Origin of the sequence: Fructilactobacillus fructivorans, assembly GCF_001434095.1 — a bacterium.
Taxonomy (GTDB): Bacteria; Bacillota; Bacilli; order Lactobacillales; family Lactobacillaceae; genus Fructilactobacillus; species Fructilactobacillus fructivorans.
Map to the genome: position 1 here is coordinate 131,741 of NZ_AZDS01000003.1, position 23,390 is coordinate 155,130.

The following is a 23,390-nucleotide window of genomic DNA, read 5'->3' on the forward strand; positions in this document are numbered from 1 at the left end:
ATAAAAGCACGTTTACCCTTAAAAAAGAATAAACGTGTTTTTTTATTTGTGTGGAATTTGTAAATAACTATTTTCTAGGTCAATCGTGTAGTCAATTTTCTGATTGCCACGTTGCGTCATTTGAAAATCAGTCCCATACAGGACCAGTCCTAACTTTCTTCCAGCTGGTAGATGATAAAAGGTTGGTTGGAAAGTTAGGTCGATATCATAAAATTGATGGGGTACAAGTTCATCATTTTGATAGGATGAATGCCGATTTTGAAGATTTATGTGACCAAATGAAATCATTTTACTAGGTGTGGGGTGTTTATTTAAGGTAAATTCTCTTAGATCATCTGTGTACCACTTGTGTCCAAGCAGCAGTCCCTTTGGTACAAGAGTTGTAGGGGTAACGTTCAATCGGTTAGCCTCTCCATAATCAACCAGTCGGGCTGACAAAAGTCCCACATTCTTGGACGTTGCGATTCTTAAATGAAGCTTTGGAAAGCCAGAAATGATCTGGTCTTCCGTCAAATTAGGAGTCTTGAAGAGAAGTTGGTTTGCTTCTATTGAGCCATTTTGATCAAGCAAGTCTTTTGCCCATTTTTGGGGACTGGTACGGTATTGCTTAAATTCTGCTTGATCTAATTGATCATGATAAGTTAGTTGGCCCGTTTCTGAAGTATCAGTTAATCCATGTTGGTTTAGGTAATATTTTTTCCCGCTATTATCAAGCCAACTTTTCTGCTTGGTCCAAGTTTCTGGCTTTACGTTATCCTGGACGATCATATCGGGAATTTGTTCCATTACATCGTTGTCAACGTCGTATAGTTCGTGTGAAATCCACATGTTAACAATGTCATTAAAATCAAATGATCGAAAAGCATTGATATAAATGTGTTGACCCTGGTGCAGAATAATTTTTTTATTAATTGGAAGATGAAAAATTTCCTGCCATAGTTTAGCAGCATTTACTGGTTTAACATTCCAATCATTCAATCCTTGGACGATTAATACATCAGCTTTGATGTTGGAAACATCATTGCGATAATTTCGTTCATCCCAGAACTCATTATAGTTACCCGTTGTTCGATCCATTAAGTTTTTCATACTTGCCAGATAGCGATCAAAGAAGGGGCGAATTTTTAGATTATCCCCGAGATTTAAGCTTCGACTAAATGTTTCAGCGGCCAGAACATCAGCATCTTCGCCCTGAAAACCACCAGGAGCCATTACTAGTCCATTTTCACGATAGTAATCGTACCAGGATGAAATCGCTGCCTCTGAGATGATAGTTTTGAGACCATCCACTCCGGTAGTGGCGGCTGCGTTGGCCAGTGTTCCAAGGTAAGAGCGACCAGTCATGGCTACATTACCATTAGACCAGTCAGCTTTTATCTCAATGTTATCGGTTCGATTAGTAAATGCTCGTCGTTTATGATTAATCCATTCGATGACTGCTACGGTAGCGTCAGTCTGAGCGTGTGAACCACAAGTTTGGATCCCATCAGAATCCTTGGTCCCAATTCCAGCAGAGTAGACCACGGCATATCCGCGCATCAAGAAGTAGTCGTTTAGGGTGTAACCTGGTTTAGGGGTGTGGTGTTCAGTAGCATGATCGGAAAAGCCCATGGTTTTTCTGGTACTGAACTTTTGTGGTTGTTTCTGATACTGAATATCAGAGTATGTGGTATCGTCGGGTTCTTTTCGGGCAAGAGGTTTGTCTACGTTATGGGTCATTCGTTCGCCCCAATCATCATTAGTTCCTTGATCATAGGGACTAGCAGTATAAAGTGTTCCTAACTTGAATGAAGTTTTAGGACGAGTGATCTCGACTTTAATTAAGTCGGCATTGCCGTCTTTATCAGAATCAGTGTCTGTTTCTACGTAGACGGTTTCGTAGATTAAGTCATTTGGTTCAAAGATTGCCTGGGCTTTACCGTTAAAAAAGAGGGGATGCTCTTTTGAAATTCCTTTAAAAAAACCTTGATTGGCTAAGTGATCTAGGTATGTTTGTCCATTTTTAGTGTGGGTGGTTAGGAGAAGATACCAGGCTTTTAGAAGATCGTTCTTATTCCACTTTGCTGCCTTAGGAATGTACGCTAAATTAATTTTTTTCATTGCTGAAATTGGATCATTGATTTTAAAATCAACGTCTGCCTGAAATTGAAGTAATTGAAGGGCAACTAAATAAAAGACCTGTTGATTAATTTCACCATTATTTACTAAGTAATTACCTAGTTGTTGGTCCGGAGTTGCAAGTAAATTATTTAATTTTTCAATTTGACTGGTTTTACCATTCACATTAACGAGAGCTTTTTTAAGTAATTTCCCAAAAGCATCTGCAACGTTCTTGGAATTTTCAATCTCTACTGGATCGAATCCAATTTGGGCTAACTCTTGTTTAACAGTATTCAGATTAACTGATTTCTGTGCAAACTGATTATTTTTCATATTTATCACACCATTTCTTTAATTGCAGTAATTATGACATAACCAAAGAATGGTGTTAACGAAATACAACTAAAAATTCAGCATGGTTTACGTGTATAATGGAAGTAAGCTAAATAGGGAAGTGGTATGATGCTCATTTGGATTCATTTACTTACATGGTTGGTTTTATTTATTGCAGTTTGTATTGCACTTCTTTCAAACTGGCACTTTAAGGCCATGACCATGATTGCTAGATTATGTTATGTAATTTTAATCATCTCAGGAATTTTCTTAGTTCCGTATGCCTGGGGACGTGACCCGATTCTGACGATTGTTAAAATTATTTGCGCACTACTGTTGATTGGTTTAATTGAAATGGCATTTGCTTTTAAATCACAACAAAAATTATCAAAAACATTTTTGTGGATTACCATTGTTGCGATTATTATTGTCGCAATTATCGGGATTATGCTGGCTGGTGGTCGTCCATTCATTCATTTTATGTAAAAAAATAAGCACTACCAACTAGTTGGTAGTGCTTTAATTTTAAAATGAATCAACCTTAACTTTGGGCTTTTCGCTTGTAAAATCAGTCTCTGGATATTTCTTTTCCAGGGCGTGAAACATCATTCTTTTGGCTAGATTGCCATTTCGTGCCAGGATTGGACCATGGAAGTAGGTACAAACGGTATTTTTATAGATGGCACCTTCTGTTCCATCTTTACCGTTGTTTCCATGTCCCTTAATGACTTTGCCAAGAGCACGCTCGCTTGGACCTAAGTAGGTCACTCCGGCATGGTTTTCGAAACCATGGTACTTTTCTTTGGTTTGTTCATTTTGAATTTCAATGTTACCAATAAAACGATTATCCTTCATGGCATCAGTATAGTGATCAAGGGCACCAATTCCGGGTAATTTCTTACCGTTGGCAGCAACATAGTAGTTACCGAGGAGCTGGAAGCCACCACAAATGGCAATGACCGGTTTACCTTGTTCAATGAATCGTTTGATTTCATCTTTTTTAGTCTGAATATCTTTAGAAACGATGGTTTGTTCGAAATCTTGGCCACCACCAAATACCATGAAATCATAATCATCCGCGTTAAAATCTTCTTCAAGACTGACAACGTTTGACGTAACTTCTACACCAATTTGTTTGGCGTAGTAACGTAGTGAAAGAATGTTACCAATATCACCATAAGTATTCATTAAATCACCGTACAAGTGTGCGACTCGAATGGTTTTTGTCATTAGTCCATCCCTCCTTTAATGAATCCCTTTTGTGCTAGTAAATGTCTAAACTGTAGCATTGCTGTGTAAGTCGCCAAGACATACACCTTTTTAGTTGGTAATGTTTTAATTTTTTCGAGTACTTTATCAATGCTAGGCTCAACTAAGTGGTCTTTATCTTGAACCCCAGCAACTTTGAGTCTAAATGTAATGTCCTTGTACCGCTCACCACCGGAGATGAATTTTTTAATGTTCATTTTTGGAAGTCGTTCGAAATCACCGTCCCAGATCCAACTTGTGTCGATTCCATCTGCGTAGTTAGCGTTTTCGAGGAAGACGAATGAGAAAGGATCCTTTTCGTGCGAGATCATGTCAATTACTTGGTTAAGTCCAACTGGGTTTTTAACTAAAACAATGGTAACTTCTTTGTCACCAACCTTGATTTCTTCCTGTCTTCCAAATAAACGCTTATTGGTTTCAAAGGCATGCTTGATTTGATCGGGTCGAACTCCCATCTGACGACCTGCAGCGTAGGCGGCCAAGGCGTTATAGATGTTATATGTTCCACCAACGTCAATGGAATATTGATTTCCATCGATATCAAACGTTGAGCTTGTGGGAGTTTCGTCAACAACCTTAGTAACTTTGTATTCTAGTGCTGGTCTGTGAAAACCACAATTAGGGCAGAAGTAGTCGCCAAGGTTTCCGTAAGTAATGTAATGGTAATGCATGATGTGAGAACAGACTGGGCAAAGAACTCCGTCGGTGTTAGGAGCAGCTCTAAGGTCTTTATCGGCGGGTTGATCTTCAAACCCGTAAAATATCTGTTGATTAGGCATCTTTTTAGAATTAAAGATGGCCGAATCGCCGTTGGCAACTACTAGTGCATCTGGTGCTAATAGAATTCCATTTAGAATTTTTTGATAAGTGGTGTAAATCTCACCGTACCGATCCAGTTGATCTCGAAAGATGTTGGTTAAAACAAACATTTTAGGTTTGATAGCTTCTACCACTGGCTTCACGTTTGCTTCATCGACCTCTAGGACCGCAATTGGATTCTCACCGTATTTGGGATGTTTGGCCTGGAGAAAGGTTGAAACAATTCCTTGGGTCATATTCGAACCCGTTGGATTAGTTAAAATCTGACTATATTCTTCCTTTAAGACCTGGACGATCAAAGCGGTCGTCAATGTTTTTCCATTGGTACCAGAAACGATGATAACATCGTAATTTTTGCCTAGGGTTTTTAAAATATTGGGATCAATCGCAGTGGTTATTTTTCCTGGTAATGAGCTACCACGGTGCAAAAAGTTATGCAAAAACCAGTAAGATGACTTACCAGCCATGGTGGCAATTCTACTCTGAAATGACATAAATGGGTTCTCCTTGAGAAATGATTAGTTTTACACAATCAAAAAATATTTTAGCATAAAATCACTCTTATAAGTAGAATAGCGGCTAATTTTAAAAAAAGCAATTTACAATGGTAGAACAAATTTTGAATTTGGATGCGAAAAGGTGGTAAATTCGATATAATGAAACAGTTAGTGAAAAAGAGAAAAGGGTGATAGTTTGGCGCAATTATTCTTTCGATATGGAGCAATGAATAGCGGAAAATCAATCGAAATAATCAAAGTGGCCCATAATTATGAGGAGCAGGGTAAATCAGTTATTTTGATGACCAGTGGGGTCGATACCAGGGAGAAGAAAGGTACTATTGCTTCTAGGATTGGCTTAACGCGTAAGGCCCTCTCAATTAATGCTGATTCTGACGTACTTAAGATGGTCAAAGCAGAGATTGAAAAGCGCGATGAACCCATCAGTTGTGTGTTAGTTGATGAGGCGCAATTTTTAAATAAACATCACATCTTCGAATTAACTGAAGTGGTAGATCAATTACATATCCCGGTCATGGCATTTGGGCTCAAAAATGATTTTCAGAACAAATTATTTGAGGGCTCAAAGTATTTACTGTTGTATGCGGATAAAATTGAAGAGATGAAAACAATTTGCTGGTTCTGTGAAAAAAAGGCAATTATGAATCTTAGAGTCCATGACGGGAAGCCTGTTTATGAGGGTGAACAGATTTTTATGGGCGGCAATGAGTCCTATTACCCAGTTTGTCGCTACCATTACTTTAATCCGCCAATCGAAGCACAGAAGAGTAAGGAGTAATAAAATGGCTGAAGCCGATATGGATAAGATTTTTGATAAATTGCAATCCGTTTCTGACAGATACGATGAACTGAATGAATTAATTAGTGATCCGGAAATAATTGCTGATACACAAAAGTTCATGAAGCTGTCGAAAGAAGAGGGTAGCCTCAGAGAAACGGTTGAAACTTATAACAAGTATAAAAAGATTAGTAAACAGTTGGATGACGACGAGACCATGCTCAGAGAAAAGCTCGACAGTGAGATGGAAGAGATGGTTAAGTCCGAGATTAGTGATCTAAAGGATCAAAAAGCAAAGTTAGAAGAGCAAATGAAACTGCTGTTGATTCCTAAAGATCCTAATGACGAAAAGAACATCATCATGGAGATTCGTGGTGCTGCTGGTGGTGATGAAGCTAGTTTGTTTGCTGCGGATCTGTATAATATGTACACCAAGTACGCAGAACGACAGGGATGGAAGATTGAAGTGATTGATGAGACTGACACTGAAGTTGGTGGATTCAAAGAGATCGTTTTGATGATTACTGGTGATAAGGTTTATTCTAAGTTAAAGTATGAAAATGGTGCCCATCGGGTTCAACGGATTCCTTCCACTGAGTCGGCTGGACGAGTTCACACTTCAACGGCCACTGTTGGTGTAATGCCAGAAGAGGAAGACGTTGATATTGACATTGATCCCGGTGACATTCGGACGGATGTTTATCGTTCTTCAGGAGCTGGTGGACAACATATTAATAAAACATCATCAGCGGTGCGGATGACCCACTTACCAACTGGAATTGTGGTTGCCATGCAAGATGAACGTTCCCAACAGCAAAACCGGGCTAAGGCAATGCGAGTTTTAAAAGCGCGGGTTTACGATTACTACAAGCAAAAAGAACAAAATGAATATGATGAAAAGCGTAAGGATGCGATTGGGACGGGGGATCGTTCTGAAAGAATTCGTACTTACAATTATCCGCAAAATCGGGTCACTGATCACCGCATTGGTTTAACTTTAAATAAGTTAGACAAGATTATGGATGGTGATTTAGATGACATTATTGATGCCCTAATTGTTTCTGATCAGGCTAAAAAGCTGGAGAAGTTAAATGATTCAGAAGCTTAAAAAGAATGCCACCGTTTTTGAAGCCCTTAATTGGGCTTCTTTGCGTCTTAAGGAGAAAAATTTGGATCCCGACCAGGGACGTTGGTTGATGAGGTCATTAATGGGGTGGAATCTAACCAACTTACTGATGAATTATCGGTTGAATTTAACTGATGATCAGCAAAGTCAGTTTATTCAAATGGTAAATCGGATCCTTAATTATGAACCACTTCAGTATGTCATTGGAACGACAGAATTTTACGGATATCACTTTCAGGTTAATCCAAATGTCTTAATTCCAAGACCTGAGACCGAGGAGTTGGTGGAATGGGTCTTAAATGAGCACGATGACCAGCCGATAAGTGTTTTAGACTTGGGAACTGGAAGTGGTGCCATCGCAATTTCTTTAAAAAAGCAACGTCCTAAGTGGAACGTAACGGGTTCGGATGTTTCTGAAGCCGCGTTAAAAGTAGCTCAAGCAAACGCAATAGCCAATCATGCTGAGGTGAAAATGGTTGAAAGCGATCTATTCGATTCTTTTAACGGACAAAGATTTGATTTAATTGTTTCTAATCCGCCATATGTCGCTAAAGATGAAATTAAGTATATGGATGAAAGTGTCTTAGAGTATGAACCACGTCAGGCACTCTTTGCACAAGATCATGGTCTTGCGGTTTACCAAAAGATTGCAAAGAACATTCATGCTTACTTAAAGAAGAATGGTTCACTTTATTTAGAGATTGGCTTTAAACAGGGAAATTCAGTCAAACGTTTGCTAGAGGCTGATAATCCTGACCGATCAGTTCGTCTAAGAAAAGACATGGCGATGCGTGATCGTATGATTAAAATGAATAAGGAGAATGAATAAGATGGATACTAAGATATTTACACCGGATCAAATTCAAGCGGCAGCAGCTGAGCTTAAAAAGGGTAATTTGGTCTCATTTCCAACCGAAACGGTTTATGGATTAGGAGCAGATGCTACTAATGTCTCGGCTGTGAAGAAGGTTTATAAAGCTAAGGGACGTCCAAGTGACAATCCATTAATTGTGCACGTTGCCGACGTTGAGACGGTTGAGAAGTATGCTCAACCACTAGATGAAAACGTCAAAAAGTTGATGAAGACGTTTTGGCCAGGTCCATTGACCATTATTTTGAAATTAAAGCCAGGTGCTCTTGCAAAAGAGGTTACTGGAGGGCTTGATACTGCTGCCTTTCGAAACCCAAATAAACAATCTACTTTGAATTTAATTCAAGCTGCTGGAGTTCCACTTGTAGGGCCATCTGCTAATACCTCGGGCAAGCCAAGTCCGACCCTTGCTAAGCATGTTTATCATGATTTAAATGGTAAGATTGCTGGGATCTTAGATGATGGGGCCACCGATTTTGGCGTTGAGTCAACGGTTATTGACATGTCGACTGATAAACCTGCCATTCTTCGACCTGGTGCTGTTACTGTGGATCAAATTGAGCGGGTGATTGGACCGGTGGATGATGCTGTGCACCATGTGAGTGCCGACCAAGTTCCAAAGGCTCCCGGAATGAAGTATCGTCATTATGCTCCGGATGCACAGGTTCAGGTTGTTGATCATAAAGATGACTGGAATCGTGCTGCTGATTGGATTAAAGATCAGGATGAAACTGTGGGTGTAATGGCCACGGATGATGTGATTGATTCAATTAATTGGCCCCAAAATGCCGAATTGTACAGTTTAGGAAAAGATGTTTCAACCGCTAGTCACTTACTTTTTGCCGGCTTACGCCATTTTGACCTAGAAGATGGTGTCGACAATATTTTGACGCAGGGATTTCCTGCAGCTGAATTGGGAGAAGCTTATATGAATCGATTAAATAAATCAGCGGGACAAAAACACTTTGAATAAGTATAATTGACTCAACTAATAAATTGGGGTTGATAATATGACAAATAAAGACTACGAAAAAATGGATCCTGAGCTCTGGGATGCCATTCATGACGAAAAAAAACGTCAGGATGATACAATCGAGCTTATTGCTTCCGAAAATATTGCTTCGAAGGGTGTTCGGGCTGCGCAAGGTTCAGTTTTAACCAATAAGTACGCAGAAGGATATCCTGGTCATCGATACTATGGTGGATGTGAGTATGTTGATAAGGTTGAGACTTTAGCCATTAATAGAGCCAAAGAACTATTTGGTGCGGAATACGTAAACGTTCAACCTCATTCCGGGTCTCAGGCTAACCAGGCTGCTTATGCTGCTTTTCTAAAACCAGGTGAAAAAATTCTTGGAATGGATTTAAATGCTGGGGGACACTTGTCTCACGGTGCTAAAGTTAACTTTTCCGGTAAGATTTACCAATCATTTACTTACGGAGTTGATCCACAAACTGAACAATTGGACTATGACAATATTCAGAAGATTGCTGAAGAAGTCCAACCCCAAATTATTGTTGCGGGGGCCTCGGCTTATAGTCGAATCATTGATTGGAAGCAGTTTCGTAAAATTGCCGATAGTGTTGGAGCATACTTAATGGTAGATATGGCTCATATTGCTGGTTTAGTGGCAGCTGGATTGCATCCCAGTCCAGTTGGAATTGCCGATGTAGTTACTACTACTACTCATAAGACTTTAAGGGGTCCTCGTGGAGGAATGATTTTAAGTCAGGAAAAGTATGCTAAGAAAATTAAGTCGGCGGTTTTCCCTGGCACTCAGGGTGGACCACTGGAACAGGTAATTGCTGCGAAAGCAGTCGCTTTTCATGAAGATTTACAACCTGACTTTCTTGACTATTCCAAACAAATCCTTAAAAACGCAAACGCGATGGCTGATGAATTTAACCAATCAGATCATCTAAGAGTAGTTTCAGGTGGAACTGATAATCATTTGATGACCGTGGATCTAACCGATACTGGTTTGAATGGAAAGCAGGTTCAAGACATGTTGGATTCGTTAATGATCACTACTAACAAGGAAGCAATTCCAAATGAAAAGTTAAAACCAACTTTAACGAGTGGTTTGCGAATTGGAACTCCTGCTATTACCTCAAGGGGATTTGATGAGGACGATTCTAGAAAAGTTGCAGATTTAATTATTAAAGCAATTGATAATTATGACGACCCGAGCGTGTTAGCACAGATTAAGGGTGAAGTAGCAAGGTTGTGTAAAGAGAATCCCATTACCCGATAGGATTCTAGAAATTTTTGTTTGTTCCTTGTGTTATAATATTGATAAATATAATACAAAGAGGAGAGTGCGTTATGGGCGAGTTTCACGTAATGGATCATCCGTTGATCCAACATAAATTAAGCATTATTAGAGATAAGAATTGCGGGACACGTGAGTTTAGAGAAGTCGTCAATGAGATTGCTAGTTTGATGGTTTTTGAAGTTGCTCGTGATATGCCGCTTAAAGACGTTGAAGTTGAGACACCTGAGGGAACTGCGCACGCTAAGAAATTAGCTGGCAAAAAAGTTGCCGTAGTTCCAATTCTTAGAGCTGGAATTGGAATGGTTGATGGAGTTCTTGATTTGATTCCAACGGCAAAAGTTGGCCATATCGGGATGTATCGTGATGAAAAGACCTTTCAGCCACATGAATACTTTCTAAAGTTACCAAGTGATATTGGCGAACGACAAGTCTTTGTGGTTGATCCGATGCTTGCCACGGGTGGTTCAGCAATCATGGCCCTTGATGCATTAAAGAAACATGGCGCTAACCCTAAGAACATCAAATTTGTTTGTTTGGTTGCGGCTCCAGAGGGTGTTAAAGCGGTTCAAAAAGCTGAGCCGGATGTTGATATCTATGCGGCGGCACTTGATGATCATCTTGATCATGGATACATTGTTCCTGGTTTAGGTGATGCCGGAGATCGTTTGTTTGGTACTAAATAAATATTAATTTTAAGTGAGAGCGAGTTAACTCCCACTTTTTTTGTTGGATTGCTTTACTTAAAGGTGGTATTTGAGTTTTAAAAACTTCGATTGTGTAACAATTGTTATAGAGACTATAAAATTAGAATTTTTGGTGCTTTATAGCTTTGAAATTTGCTCAGAATGGTGGTATTATTTCATCAGATTTGAATAAGTGAGCATGTGACTTATTTAAATAATGAATCGCAATTATTCAACTACTTTTTTATGGCACGTTTTTTATTGCGAGTGATAATAGTTGCGAAAAGAGGTGATATCTGTGGAGCCAACTCGTACTTTTCAATTTTTAGGTCTTACTTTCAACGTCAGCAATATGATTTCTGGTGTGATTGTGGCTGTCATTTTGTTTGCGTTTATATTTGTCTGCTCGAGAAACCTGCAGTTGAAGCCAAAGGGTAAACAAAATTTATTGGAGTACATGATTGATTTTACAAATGGAATTATAAAGTCAACGATCGGAAATGATGCACCTAAGAAATATGGACTATGGGCTTTTACGCTATTCTATTTCATCTTAATAGCTAACCTGCTTGGACTGTTTATACATATTCAGGTAGGTAACATTGTTTATGTTAAGAGTCCAACGGCTGATCCAATCGTTGCCTTAACGTTCTCATTAATGTCTCTGACATTTGCTATGTATAGTGGTGTTGAAAAGTTGGGTTACAAGGGACACTTTAAGGGATTCTTACAACCTGTCTTCTTGTTCCTACCAATCAACCTGCTTGAGGAGCTTACGAACTTCTTAACGCTTGGAATTCGTGTTTATGGGAATATTTTTGCTGGAGAATTGTTGGCCGGAATAATTGCTAATTTAGCATTTTCAAATGGATTGTGGCTGGTTCCGGTCGCTGCCCCGCTTGAATTGGCATGGCAAGGATTCTCAGTGTTTATTGGCTGTATTCAAGCCTATGTATTTGTAACATTATCATCTGTATATGTTTCTCAAAAATTATCAATTGAGGAATAAGAAAATAGGAGGATTATATTATGGGAGCTATTGCTGCTGGAATCGCAATGTGTGGTGCCGCTATTGGTGCCGGAATTGGTGACGGTTTAATTATTTCCAAGATGCTTGAAGGTATGGCACGTCAACCAGAATTATCAGGTACACTTAGAACTAACATGTTCATTGGTGTTGCCTTAGTCGAAGTTATGCCCATCTTGGCCTTTGTTGTTGCCTTCTTGGTTATGAACAAATAAAGAAAACATTTTCTTAGTTTAGAAAAAGGAGGTGTCAATAGATGTATACACATTTAGTTATTGCGGCTGGATTCAACGTTGGTGATATGCTGTTTTATGCCATTTTGTTCTTACTTCTAATGTGGATTGTTAAGATTTTCGCTTGGAAGCCAATTACCAAAATGATGCAAGATCGTTCAACTAAGATTGCCAACGATATTGATTCTGCTGAAAAATCACGTAACGACGCTGCTAAGTTAGCAAAAGAACGTGCCGATGCATTACAAAACTCGCATGACGAAGCAACTAAAATCGTTAGTGATGCTGAACAAGCTGGTCAAAAACGTCGAGACACAATTATTTCCGATGCTCAAAATGATGCTAAAGGTTTAAAAGATAAGGCTCATAAAGATATCGAACAAGAACGTGAAGACGCTTTAGCAAGTACTAAAGATGATGTGGCAGATTTATCTATTGAGATTGCTTCCAAAATCATTAAGAAGAACTTAAATGCTGATGATCAAAAAGCATTAATCGATTCTTATATTGAAGGGCTAGGTAATCCAAATGAGTCTAGATAAGGTTACGCTTGCCAAAAGATATTCTAATGCGTTGTTTCAAGTCCTGGAAGAACACAATGAATTGGAAACTGGAAACGCTGAATTAATGGCTATTAAAGCTGTTTTTCAAAATGATCCTAGTTTATCAATGGCATTGGCTGGTCCAGTTCTTGATCTTAAGCAAAAAGATTCGATCATTAATTCTTTGATTGATGGCTCAACTTCTGAGTACGTCAAGAATTTCGTAAAAATGGTTTATGACTATGGACGTATTAATGATATGGTCGCGATTATTGATGAATTTGGCAAATTATATGATAAGAAACAAGGAATCGTGCGTGCTAGCGTAGTTACAGCAGTTCCAATGAATGACGAAGAGAAAGATAAATTAACCCAAACATTTGCTCAACGAGTTGGTGCTAAGACGGTTGATTTGTCTGCGAAAGTAGACAGTAGTATCATTGGCGGCGCAATCTTGTCGTCTGATAACGTTGTTTACGACGGAAGCGTTCGAGCAAAGATTAAAGAAGTGCGAAAACTGCTCTCTTAGTCGATAAGATATCTATATTGAAGAGGTGAAACTTTTATGAGCATTAAGGCTGAAGAAATTAGTGCCCTAATTAAAAAACAATTAGATGGCTACAAAGACGAACTTAACGTCGACGAAACCGGTGTTGTTACCTATGTTGGTGATGGTGTCGCTCGTGCATATGGTCTAGATAATGCTTTATCCGGTGAATTACTGGAGTTCCAAAACGGTGTTTATGGAATGGTGCAAAACCTCGAAAGCAACGAAGTTGGTATCGTTGTTTTAGGTGACTTTACAGGTATTCGTGAAGGTGACAGTGTTAAAAGAACCGGAAGAATCATGGAAGTTCCTGTTGGAGACAACATGGTTGGACGAGTTGTTAACTCATTAGGTCAACCAATTGATGGTAAAGGTGAGATCAAGACTGATCAAACTGCTCCAATTGAGAAAAAAGCACCCGGAATCATGCAACGTCAAAGTGTTAAACAACCACTACAAACTGGTATCAAATCAATTGATGCTTTGGTTCCAATTGGTAGAGGTCAGCGTGAGCTGATCATTGGTGATAGAAAAACTGGTAAGACTTCAATTGCGATTGATACGATCTTGAATCAAAAAGATCAAGATATGATTTGTATCTACGTTTCAATTGGACAAAAAGATTCAACTGTTAGACAACAAGTAAACACGCTCCAAAAGTATGGTGCGATGGATTACACGATTGTCATGTCAGCTGGTCCATCTGAACCTGCCCCATTGCTTTACATTGCTCCATATGCTGGTGCAACAATGGGTGAATACTTCATGGATAAAGGAAAAGATGTTCTGATTGTTTTCGATGATTTAACGAAACAAGCTAATGCTTATCGTGAACTTTCCTTAATTTTGAGACGTCCACCTGGCCGTGAAGCATATCCTGGTGACATTTTCTACACTCACTCACGTTTACTTGAACGTGCTGCTAAATTGAGTGACAAGATGGGTGGCGGTTCAATGACCGCTCTTCCAATCGTTGAAACTCAAGCAGGAGATGTTTCAGCTTATATTCCAACCAACGTAATTTCGATTACCGATGGTCAGATCTTCTTAAATTCTGACATGTTCTATTCTGGAGATCGTCCAGCTGTTGATGCTGGTACTTCAGTTTCTCGTGTTGGTGGAGATGCTCAAATCAAGGCAATGAAGAAAGTTGCTGGTACATTACGTTTGGATCTTGCTTCATATCATGAACTAGAATCATTTGCTCAATTTGGTTCTGATCTTGATGAAGCTACTAAGGCTAAACTGGATCGTGGTGCTAGAACGGTGGAAGTATTAAAACAACCACTTCATTCTCCACTACCAGTTGAAAAACAAGTTTTGATTTTGTATTGCTTAACTCATGGTTACTTAGACAAGATCGCAGTTGATGATGTTTTAAGATTCCAGGATGAGATTTTCAAATTCTTTGATGCTAGTTATTCTGACTTACTTGAGACCATTAAGAAGACTGGTGATCTTCCAGATGAGAAGAAATTAAACAGTGCAATTCAAGAATTTGCAAGCACCTTTAAGCCCTCGGCTAAGGGTGACAGTGTAGTTAATAGTAATTAACTTGAAGGGAGGATAACAACTAATGGCTGAATCGATGAATGATGTAAAGCACAGAATCGCATCGACCAAGAGTACGCGTCAGATTACCGAGGCGATGCAGATGGTTTCAACTGTCAAGTTGAACAGAATTCAGGCACATACTGTGAACTATAATCAGTATGTATCTAAGGTTAAGTCTGTAATCGCTCATCTGGCTCAGTCCGATTTGTTAGAGGATAATAAACCTTCAAGTCAAGATTCAAAAAATGCTAAGAAAAAGACTGCGTATATTGTAATTTCATCCGATCGTGGAATGGTTGGAAGTTATAACAGTAATGTGATTAGAGGTACGAACGAGTTTATTGAAAAACATACTCCGAATACTGATGATTATATGATTTTAGCAATTGGTGGTAGTGGCGCTGACTTCTACAAGAAGCGTGGTGCAAACGTGGCGTACGAGAATCGTACGGTTTCAGATGTACCTACTTACACTGAAGTCCAAGGAATCGTTAAAACAATCACTTCAATGTATAACGACGGGATTTATACCGATTTGTACATTTGCTATAATCATTTCATTAACCGAATTTCTTCTGATTTTAGAGCCGAAAAGCTCTTGCCAATGGACAAAGATTCCATTCAATCTTCCATGGATGAAAAAGATAGTGGTCAAGCTGGATCTGACGTTAAAGTGAAAAACTTGATTGAAGATTACGATATTGAACCATCTGCTAAAGCAGTGTTGGGAGTCGTAATTCCACAATATGCTGAAAGTTTGATGTACGGGGCAATCTTGGATGCTAAGACTGCTGAACATGCTTCAAGTTCGACGGCAATGAAATCTGCTACGGATAATGCCGATGATTTGATTTCATCATTGGAACTTAAGTATAACCGTGCACGACAGGCCGCAATCACTACCGAAATTACAGAAATTACTGGTGGTCAAGAAGCATTGAACCAATAATAGATGGGAGGAATTAAAGCATAATGAATACTACTGGTAAAGTACAACAAGTTATCGGACCAGTTGTTGATGTTAAATTTCCCCTAGACGGTGATTTACCAGAAATCAATACTGCTTTGAACATTAAAAAGGGTGACAACCAACAGTTAGTTGTCGAAGTTGCTCTTGAATTAGGTGACGGAGTAGTACGGACCATTGCCATGGACGGAACTGATGGTTTACGTCGTGGAATGGATGTTGAAAATACTGGTGCTCCAATTGAAGTTCCAGTAGGTAATGATACTCTAGGTCGAGTATTTAATGTTTTAGGTCAACCGATTGATGGTGGGCCTGAGTTTGGCCCTGATCAGACAAGATGGGCCATTCACAGACAGCCACCTAAGTACGATGAGTTAAACCCATCTACTGAAGTTCTTGAAACTGGAATTAAAGTTATTGATTTATTAGCTCCATATATTCGTGGAGGTAAAGTTGGATTATTCGGTGGTGCCGGTGTTGGTAAGACTGTTTTAATTCAGGAATTAATTCATAACATTGCTCAGGGTCATAACGGTATTTCCGTTTTCACTGGTGTTGGTGAAAGAACCCGTGAAGGTAATGATATGTACTTCGAAATGAAAGGATCAGGTGTCTTAAAGCAGACTGCCATGGTGTATGGTCAGATGAATGAGCCACCTGGTGCTCGTATGCGTGTTGCATTAACTGGTCTTACAATCGCTGAATACTTTAGAGATGCAGAAGGAGACGATGTCCTTCTATTTATCGATAATATCTTCAGATTTACCCAAGCTGGTACTGAAGTTTCAGCCTTGTTAGGTCGTATTCCATCAGCCGTAGGTTATCAGCCTACGTTAGCTACTGAAATGGGACAATTGCAAGAACGAATCACCTCGACTAAAAAAGGTGCGATTACTTCAATTCAAGCTGTTTATGTTCCAGCCGATGACTACACCGACCCAGCTCCTGCAACAACGTTTGCCCATTTGGATGCTACTACCAACCTTGAACGTTCATTGACGCAACAGGGTATTTATCCTGCTGTTGATCCGTTGGCTTCAACTTCATCTGCTCTTTCTCCAGAAATTGTGGGACAAGAACACTTTGACGTTGCCAGCCAGGTTCAACACGTTCTTCAACGATATCGTGAATTGCAAGATATCATTTCAATTCTAGGAATGGATGAATTGTCTGACGAAGAAAAGACCATTGTTGGTCGTGCTCGTCGAATCCAATTCTTCCTATCACAAAGCTTTACGGTTGCTGAACAGTTTACTGGTCTTCCTGGTAAATACGTTCCAGTTAAAGATACTATCGCAGGTTTCAAGGGAATCCTTGAAGGTAAATACGATAATATTCCAGAAGATTGTTTCAGAAACTGTGGTGGAATTGATGATGTTGTTGCTAACTACAACAAACTGAAAGAACAAAAAGCAAGTCAGAGCAAATAGGAGGGTGATCTAATTGGCTGATAATAAATCATCAGTATTAACCGTTAGTATCGTTACTCCTGATGGCGAAGTTTATTCCAATGATCAAGTTACAATGGCCGTTATTGAGACCATGATGGGTGATCTTGGAATTCTAGCTAACCATGTTCCAGTGATTGCTTCTTTAAGAATTGGCGAAACGAGATTCAAGTTTAATGGGAATGACATGGACACGGTTGCCGTTAATGGTGGCTTTGCTGAATTTTCCAATAATACTTTGACAATCGTTGCTGATAGTGCTGAGCGTAAAGGTGACATTGATGTATCGAGAGCTACTCATGCCCGTGAGCGTGCAGAACAGAAAATTAAAGATGCTCAATCTAAGAACGATACGGATGCTTTGAAACGTGCACAAGTTGCATTACAAAGAGCTGTTAACCGAATTAATGTTGCACAGCATTAGTTTTAAAAAAGAGGAACTTTCTAGTTCCTCTTTTTTGTTACAATTTTTTACATGGACCTCCGATTTACGACAATTAGGTATTTTTATGATAGTATATACTAAGAATGAATATTAGGAGTATCGCGTAATGAACCCATTTGGAGTTGAATCATTAATCACAATAATTAGTCAGCTATTCTTTATTGCAGTAGCTTTTTGGGCTATACAAGGAATTCACTTTGAACGGTTCTTACCAATTCAGGAGCGTCAAGGTAAGGTCTTAATTGTCTTACTTTCGATCGTGATTGGTTTTATATGCAGTTCGTTCTTTATGTCATTCATTGATAACTTAAAAAATTTAACAGTACTATTTAAATAATACTTATAGGAGAGAGTACCATGGAAAAAATTGTTGTGCATGGCGGAAATAAGCTTAATGGACGAGTTCACATTGAGGGTGCCAAAAATGCTGTTTTACCGATTCTAGCTGCTACTATTCTTGCTAAAGATGGTCAGACCGTTTTAACTAATTGTCCCATGCTGTCCGATGTTTTTACTATGAATCAAGTTTTAAAACATTTAGGCATTAAAGTTGATTTTGATGAAAATAAAAATAAAATTACCGTGGATGCTTCCGGTGAAATTTCACCAGAAGCTCCATATGAATACGTTTCAAAAATGAGAGCATCAATTGTGGTCATGGGACCACTTCTTGCTCGTTTAGGACAGGCTAAGGTTGCTTTGCCAGGAGGATGTGCAATTGGCAGTCGTCCAATTGACTTACATTTACGTGGTTTTGAAGCTTTAGGCGATCATATTGAACAACATGATGGCTACGTTGAAGCTTCTGCCCCAAAGGGCTTAGTTGGAACTGATATTTACTTTGATTTTCCAAGCGTCGGAGCAACACAAAATGTGATGATGGCAGCTACCCTTGCTAGGGGAACCACTAAGATTCAAAATGTTGCTCGTGAACCTGAAATTGTCGACTTACAAAAGGTATTAAACAAAATGGGTGCCAAGGTTTCCGGTGCTGGTACTAATACAATCACAGTAGTTGGAGTTAAAAGTCTTCATGGTGCTGATCATGAAGTGGTTCAAGATCGGATTGAGGCTGGAACCTTTATGGTAGCGGCTGCGCTTACCGAGGGCAATGTTTTAATTGAGAATGGAATTACTGAACACAATCTTCCTTTGATTTCTAAAATGAAACAAATGGGGGTAAAAGTTGAGCAAGAACGTGATGGGGTTCGAGTAATCGGCCCCGCTGAATTAAAACCGGTTGACGTTAAAACTGCTCCATACCCAGGGTTCCCTACTGATATGCAACCTCAAATGACAGTTCTTCAATTAGAGGCTAATGGAGTTAGTAAATTAACAGAAACGGTGTTTGAAAACCGATTTATGCATATGGAAGAACTCCGCCGAATGGGTGCTAATTTTGATATTAAAGGTCAATCAGTCATTATGTATGGACCAACTCATTTTGAAGGTGCCAAAGTTGCGGCAACCGATCTTAGAGCTGCTGCTGCGCTGATTTTAGCAGGATTAGTTGCTGATGGTTATACTGAAGTTACCAATCTCAAGTATCTTGATCGTGGGTACTATGAATTTCACAAGAAGCTCCAAAAGCTTGGTGCAGAAGTTGAACGAATTCCCATCAAAGAAAGCGACGCAATTGCTAATGACTAACTTTGATCGTTAGAAAAACTTAGATAATTTCGTATGTGATAATTCTCTTTTGCTATTATGAATATGCTATAATTTAATTAAACGATGTTACGGAAGGAAGTATTTTTATGGCACAAGATATTGGGATTGATTTAGGAACTGCTAACGTTCTTATATACGTTACAGGAAAGGGTATTGTTCTTAATGAACCATCTGTAGTTGCCGTTGATACTAAGACTAATAAGGTATTAGCGGTTGGCACTGAAGCTTACCAGATGGTTGGAAGAACTCCCGGAAACATCAAAGCCATTCGACCATTAAAAGATGGAGTAATTTCTGATTTTGACATCACTCAGGAAATGCTTTCATATTTTATTAGTAAATTAAGCGTTAAGGGCGTTGTTTCTAAACCACAGACAATGATCTGTGCTCCTACAAACATCACTAACATTGAACGAAAAGCAATTATTCAAGCAGCAGAACGAGCAGCTGGTGGACAGGTTTTCATCGAAGAAGAACCAAAGGTAGCTGCTGTTGGTGCAGGAATGGATATTTATCAACCACATGGTAGTATGGTCATCGATATGGGTGGAGGAACCTCAGATATTGCGGTTCTTTCACTTGGAGATATTGTGGCTAGTAAGTCACTGAAAATTGCCGGTGACGTTATGAATGGTGACATTGTTAATTTCTTAAAACAAGAACATAATCTCATCATTGGAGAACATACTGCTGAAAGAATCAAGATGCAGATTGGAACGGCTGACGTATCAAGTCAAGATGTCAAAGGAATGGAAGTTAGAGGTCGTGACTCAGTCAGTGGGATGCCAAAGTCGGTAACCATTACTAGTCAAGAGGTTGCTCAAGCCATTAATGGATCTATTAATTCAATTGTATCTGGGGCAAAGGCAGTTCTTGAAACCATTCCTCCAGAAATCTCTGCTGATATTATTGATCGTGGTGTTATGTTAACTGGTGGCGGAGCACTACTTAAAGACATTGACACTGTAATTGCGAATGCTTTGACGGTTCCAGTTTATATTTCTGAAGATCCATTAGATAACGTTGCTAAAGGTGCTGGTGAAATGCTAGAACACATGAGTAACACTAAGAAGAATCGAGGGTTCTTCAGTAGAAAATAATTGAGAGAAAAAAGTTGAAACGAATATTTATATCTTTAATCAAATTTTATCAGCATTTTATTTCACCGTTATTTCCGCCTAGTTGTCGTTACTCACCGACTTGTTCCCATTACACGCTTGAAGCAATCGACCGCTTTGGAGCTTTTAAAGGGACTTTGATGGGTACCGCCCGAATTTTACGATGCAATCCACTTGTAAAAGGTGGATATGATCCCGTTCCAAGGAAGTTTTCACTGGGTAGAAATAAGAAAGCTGAAGAAGATTATCGTCGCTCAATGAAGTTAAAATAGTTGATTTTATCAACTATTTTTTATTCTAGGAGGTTTTAGAAGTGTCGAGAAAAGAAAAACAAATTGGAGTTAATATCGTCGAGGATCCAGAAGAAAAAGCGTTAAAGTTAGTTCAAATTGGTGGCCATACCGTTGGTACAATTGAAGAAAAAAATGGGAAATCTGTTTGCGTAATCGGTGATAAAACTTTCCATGAAAATAGTGAGGAAGATGCTGTCGCTGAAGTAATAAGAGAGTATAATTTACATCAAAGATAAGTATGATCTTATAAAAAGGGAGTTCTAATCGTGTTTAATAAGTCGGAAGATATAGACGATAATCGAATCGATTGGGGAATTATCTTTTGTGTACTGATGCTTGCTTTGGTAGGTTTAGAATCAATTTTTGTAGCAGCAAGTCATGACACTAGTCAGACTAGTGTCGTAAAAGCTGTGGTATCTCAACTAGTATGGTACGCAATTGGAGCAATTGCGATTGTCGTTGTGATGCAGTTTGATTCTGAACAGTTATGGAAACTTGCGCCATACGCGTATTGGTTTGGAATCTTTCTTCTGGTTGCTGTCCTATTCTTATACAGTCGATCTTATGAAGCACAGACCGGCGCTAAGAGTTGGTTTCAACTGGGTCCACTAACATTTCAACCATCAGAAATTATGAAACCAGCGTACATCTTGATGCTAGCAAAGGTGATTGCTGCCCATAATAATGAGCATCCCATTCATGAGCCACGAACGGATTGGGCACTACTTGGTAAAATGATTTTATGGACAATTCCCATCGTAATTCTGTTGAAGTTACAAAATGATTTTGGTACGACCATCGTGTTTATTGCTATTTTAGCTGGCATGATGATTGTCTCTGGAGTTACTTGGAAAATCCTCGGTCCCATCTTTGGAGTAACTGGTGGTTTAGGTGTGATTGCTCTTACCCTGGCTATTACCAAAGAGGGACGAGCATTACTAGGAAACTTTGGTTTCAAAGCTTATCAATTTGCTCGAATTGATACCTGGTTGCATCCTGAGTCAGATACGAGTAACCAAGGGTTTCAATTGTGGCAAAGTATGAAAGCTGTCGGTTCGGGAGGATTATCTGGAACTGGATTTAACGTTTCTAAAGTGTATGTGCCAGTTCGTGAATCTGATATGATTTTTTCCGTAATGGGAGAAAACTTTGGGTTCATTGGTGGCGTTTTATTGATTTTACTTTATTTCTTATTAATTTATGAAATGATTAAAGTTACCTTTGAAACTAAGAATGTTTTCTATGCCTACATTTCTAGTGGAGTGATCATGATGATCTTATTCCATGTTTTTGAAAACATTGGAATGAGTATTGGATTGCTTCCGATGACTGGGATTCCACTTCCATTTGTGAGTCAAGGAGGATCAGCCTTAATTGGTAATATGATAGGGATTGGGTTGATAATGTCAATGCAATACCATAATAAGAGTTCAATGTTCAGTACAGAAAAGAATTTCTCATAAAGCATGTTTATTCATGCTTTTTTATTTGGTTTCATCTACAATGAATTTTTTGTGTTATACTTAAGGTTCTATTATGAACGACAGAGGTGCGAAAATGACTAAAAATAAAAAGCACGTTGCGCTATTATTCGGTGGAAATTCATCAGAGCACGACGTCTCAAAAAGATCCGCGCATAATATTTATGATGCGATGGACAAGGATAAGTACGAAGTCAGCTTATTCTTAATTACCAAAAATGGAATTGTCTTGAGCAATGAAGCTTCTCACCGTGTATTTGACGGTGAGAATGAAGCTGATGTAGTAAAAGACGAGATTCCCAAGTTAGACATGAATAATCCCTTAGCACCTATCATTAATTTTGATAGTACTAGTGATATTGATGTTTTCTTTCCAATTATTCACGGAAATCTTGGTGAAGACGGAACGATTCAAGGGTTGTTACGGTTAATGAACAAGCCATACGTGGGTAGTGGAATCTTAGCTTCAGCAATGGCATATGATAAAGACATTACTAAGAAAATCTTAGATGAAGCTGGGATTAACAACACTAAATACGTATTGTTAACTCCAGATAATCGAAAAGATTGGAATTATGATAAGTTGGCAACAAAGCTGGGTTCTTTAATGTTTATCAAACCCGCTAATCAAGGATCTTCAATTGGAATTCATCAGGTTCATAATCAAGCAGAACTAGCAAGTGGATTAAACGATGCTTTTCGTTATGACAATAAAATTTTGATCGAAGAAGCAATTGAAGGTCCAGAAGAGGTTGAAATTTCTATTTTAGGAAATGAGGACCCTAAGGCTTCTAAACTTGGTGCAATTAAGGTTCCCGCTGATGATAAATTCTATACTTATGACAATAAGTTTGTAGATGCTAGTCAGGTTCAATTTACCATCCCAGTTCAATTACCTGATGGAGTTGATGATCAAATCACTAAAATGGCACTTGGAGCGTACAAAGCACTTGGATTAAAGGGAATGGCTCGAATTGATTTTCTGGTATCTAAAGACTTCAAACCATATTTAAGCGAAGTTAATACTTTGCCTGGATTTACAAACATCTCTTTATATCCTCAACTTTGGGAAGCTTCTGGAATTAGTTACACTGATTTGATTGATCAATTAATTGAATTAGCATATGCGGAGTTTAATCGTCAATCTAAAATTCTTCATGATTTTAAGCCACTTCAAAAGGGTGACCAGAAAAAAGTTTATGAAGATAAATAAACAAAAAAGATTATGACTTAATTTAGTCATAATCTTTTTTGTTTTTAAGAATTGTTGCGTATTTACTTGGTAGGAGGT

The 23,390-nt window shown here is 38.8% G+C and carries 25 protein-coding genes; 22 read left to right on the plus strand and 3 right to left on the minus strand.

Annotated elements, in window-relative coordinates; all coding sequences use genetic code 11:
* Positions 1–42: 42 nt before the first annotated feature.
* Entirely contained in the window at positions 43–2,433 is a 2,391-nt protein-coding gene (locus tag FC73_RS04125) for a Xaa-Pro dipeptidyl-peptidase (protein ID WP_010021933.1), read from the minus strand.
* A gap of 126 nt (positions 2,434–2,559) precedes the next feature.
* On the opposite strand from FC73_RS04125, the gene FC73_RS04130 reads away from it, so the two are divergent.
* Positions 2,560–2,919: a DUF1516 family protein gene (locus tag FC73_RS04130; protein ID WP_225416839.1), complete on the plus strand. Its 360-nt coding sequence runs from the start codon at positions 2,560–2,562 to the stop codon at positions 2,917–2,919.
* Between the two features lie 39 nt (positions 2,920–2,958).
* On the opposite strand, the gene FC73_RS04135 is transcribed toward FC73_RS04130, so the two are convergent.
* Together FC73_RS04135 and FC73_RS04140 are read right to left on the minus strand one after the other, a co-directional pair.
* Positions 2,959–3,663, minus strand: coding sequence for a type 1 glutamine amidotransferase (locus FC73_RS04135; RefSeq protein ID WP_010021936.1), 705 nt, complete (start codon positions 3,661–3,663; stop codon positions 2,959–2,961).
* The gene (locus FC73_RS04140) at positions 3,663–5,015 is read right to left on the minus strand and encodes a Mur ligase family protein (RefSeq protein WP_010021937.1); all 1,353 of its coding nucleotides are present in this window, start codon (positions 5,013–5,015) and stop codon (positions 3,663–3,665) included. The genes FC73_RS04135 and FC73_RS04140 overlap by 1 nt, the downstream gene beginning before the upstream one ends.
* A 199-nt stretch (positions 5,016–5,214) precedes the next feature.
* Between FC73_RS04140 and FC73_RS04145 the strand changes: the two genes are divergently transcribed.
* From FC73_RS04145 to FC73_RS04245, 21 genes are all read left to right on the plus strand, one after another.
* Entirely contained in the window at positions 5,215–5,817 is a 603-nt protein-coding gene (locus FC73_RS04145) for a thymidine kinase (RefSeq protein WP_010021938.1), read from the plus strand.
* A 19-nt stretch (positions 5,818–5,836) separates the two neighbouring features.
* Positions 5,837–6,925, plus strand: a complete 1,089-nt coding sequence (gene prfA, locus FC73_RS04150; protein WP_010021939.1) for a peptide chain release factor 1 — start codon at positions 5,837–5,839, stop codon at positions 6,923–6,925.
* Positions 6,909–7,772: a peptide chain release factor N(5)-glutamine methyltransferase gene (prmC, locus tag FC73_RS04155; RefSeq protein ID WP_010021940.1), complete on the plus strand. Its 864-nt coding sequence runs from the start codon at positions 6,909–6,911 to the stop codon at positions 7,770–7,772. The genes prfA and prmC overlap by 17 nt, the downstream gene beginning before the upstream one ends.
* Position 7,773: 1 nt before the next feature.
* On the plus strand, positions 7,774–8,787 hold the full coding sequence (locus FC73_RS04160; RefSeq protein ID WP_010021941.1) for an L-threonylcarbamoyladenylate synthase: 1,014 nt from the start codon (positions 7,774–7,776) through the stop codon (positions 8,785–8,787).
* 37 nt (positions 8,788–8,824) lie between these two features.
* The gene (gene glyA, locus FC73_RS04165; RefSeq protein ID WP_010021942.1) at positions 8,825–10,069 is read left to right on the plus strand and encodes a serine hydroxymethyltransferase; all 1,245 of its coding nucleotides are present in this window, start codon (positions 8,825–8,827) and stop codon (positions 10,067–10,069) included.
* Positions 10,070–10,140: 71 nt separating this feature from the next.
* Positions 10,141–10,773 carry a uracil phosphoribosyltransferase gene (upp, locus tag FC73_RS04170; RefSeq protein ID WP_010021943.1) on the plus strand — a complete coding sequence of 211 codons (633 nt, stop codon included), beginning with the start codon at positions 10,141–10,143 and terminating at the stop codon, positions 10,771–10,773.
* A 298-nt stretch (positions 10,774–11,071) separates the two neighbouring features.
* Positions 11,072–11,782, plus strand: coding sequence for a F0F1 ATP synthase subunit A (atpB, locus tag FC73_RS04175; protein ID WP_010021945.1), 711 nt, complete (start codon positions 11,072–11,074; stop codon positions 11,780–11,782).
* 20 nt (positions 11,783–11,802) lie between these two features.
* On the plus strand, positions 11,803–12,015 hold the full coding sequence (gene atpE / locus FC73_RS04180; protein ID WP_010021947.1) for a F0F1 ATP synthase subunit C: 213 nt from the start codon (positions 11,803–11,805) through the stop codon (positions 12,013–12,015).
* 41 nt (positions 12,016–12,056) lie between these two features.
* Positions 12,057–12,575, plus strand: a complete 519-nt coding sequence (gene atpF / locus FC73_RS04185) for a F0F1 ATP synthase subunit B (protein WP_010021949.1) — start codon at positions 12,057–12,059, stop codon at positions 12,573–12,575.
* Entirely contained in the window at positions 12,562–13,104 is a 543-nt protein-coding gene (atpH, locus tag FC73_RS04190; RefSeq protein WP_010021951.1) for an ATP synthase F1 subunit delta, read from the plus strand. Before atpF ends, atpH begins: the two co-directional genes overlap by 14 nt.
* A 36-nt stretch (positions 13,105–13,140) precedes the next feature.
* A complete protein-coding gene (atpA, locus tag FC73_RS04195) occupies positions 13,141–14,676 on the plus strand; it encodes a F0F1 ATP synthase subunit alpha (RefSeq protein ID WP_010021952.1) in 1,536 nt (511 codons plus the stop codon).
* Positions 14,677–14,698: 22 nt separating this feature from the next.
* Entirely contained in the window at positions 14,699–15,625 is a 927-nt protein-coding gene (locus FC73_RS04200) for a F0F1 ATP synthase subunit gamma (RefSeq protein ID WP_010021953.1), read from the plus strand.
* A 23-nt stretch (positions 15,626–15,648) separates the two neighbouring features.
* The gene (gene atpD, locus FC73_RS04205) at positions 15,649–17,073 is read left to right on the plus strand and encodes a F0F1 ATP synthase subunit beta (protein WP_010021954.1); all 1,425 of its coding nucleotides are present in this window, start codon (positions 15,649–15,651) and stop codon (positions 17,071–17,073) included.
* A 13-nt stretch (positions 17,074–17,086) separates the two neighbouring features.
* Positions 17,087–17,515: a F0F1 ATP synthase subunit epsilon gene (locus tag FC73_RS04210; protein WP_010021955.1), complete on the plus strand. Its 429-nt coding sequence runs from the start codon at positions 17,087–17,089 to the stop codon at positions 17,513–17,515.
* A gap of 127 nt (positions 17,516–17,642) precedes the next feature.
* Positions 17,643–17,873 (plus strand): DUF1146 family protein, encoded by a 231-nt coding sequence (locus FC73_RS04215; RefSeq protein ID WP_010021956.1) that lies wholly within the window; start codon positions 17,643–17,645, stop codon positions 17,871–17,873.
* A gap of 20 nt (positions 17,874–17,893) precedes the next feature.
* Positions 17,894–19,186 (plus strand): UDP-N-acetylglucosamine 1-carboxyvinyltransferase, encoded by a 1,293-nt coding sequence (gene murA / locus FC73_RS04220; protein ID WP_010021958.1) that lies wholly within the window; start codon positions 17,894–17,896, stop codon positions 19,184–19,186.
* A 107-nt stretch (positions 19,187–19,293) separates the two neighbouring features.
* Complete coding sequence (gene mreB / locus FC73_RS04225; protein ID WP_010021959.1) at positions 19,294–20,307, plus strand: rod shape-determining protein; 1,014 nt, start codon at positions 19,294–19,296, stop codon at positions 20,305–20,307.
* Between the two features lie 14 nt (positions 20,308–20,321).
* Positions 20,322–20,597, plus strand: a complete 276-nt coding sequence (yidD, locus tag FC73_RS04230; RefSeq protein WP_029327123.1) for a membrane protein insertion efficiency factor YidD — start codon at positions 20,322–20,324, stop codon at positions 20,595–20,597.
* Between the two features lie 41 nt (positions 20,598–20,638).
* The gene (locus FC73_RS04235; RefSeq protein WP_010021961.1) at positions 20,639–20,854 is read left to right on the plus strand and encodes a DUF2969 family protein; all 216 of its coding nucleotides are present in this window, start codon (positions 20,639–20,641) and stop codon (positions 20,852–20,854) included.
* Positions 20,855–20,884: 30 nt separating this feature from the next.
* Positions 20,885–22,081 carry an FtsW/RodA/SpoVE family cell cycle protein gene (locus FC73_RS04240; RefSeq protein ID WP_010021962.1) on the plus strand — a complete coding sequence of 399 codons (1,197 nt, stop codon included), beginning with the start codon at positions 20,885–20,887 and terminating at the stop codon, positions 22,079–22,081.
* 94 nt (positions 22,082–22,175) lie between these two features.
* Complete coding sequence (locus FC73_RS04245) at positions 22,176–23,312, plus strand: D-alanine--D-alanine ligase family protein (RefSeq protein WP_010021963.1); 1,137 nt, start codon at positions 22,176–22,178, stop codon at positions 23,310–23,312.
* Positions 23,313–23,390 lie beyond the last annotated feature (78 nt).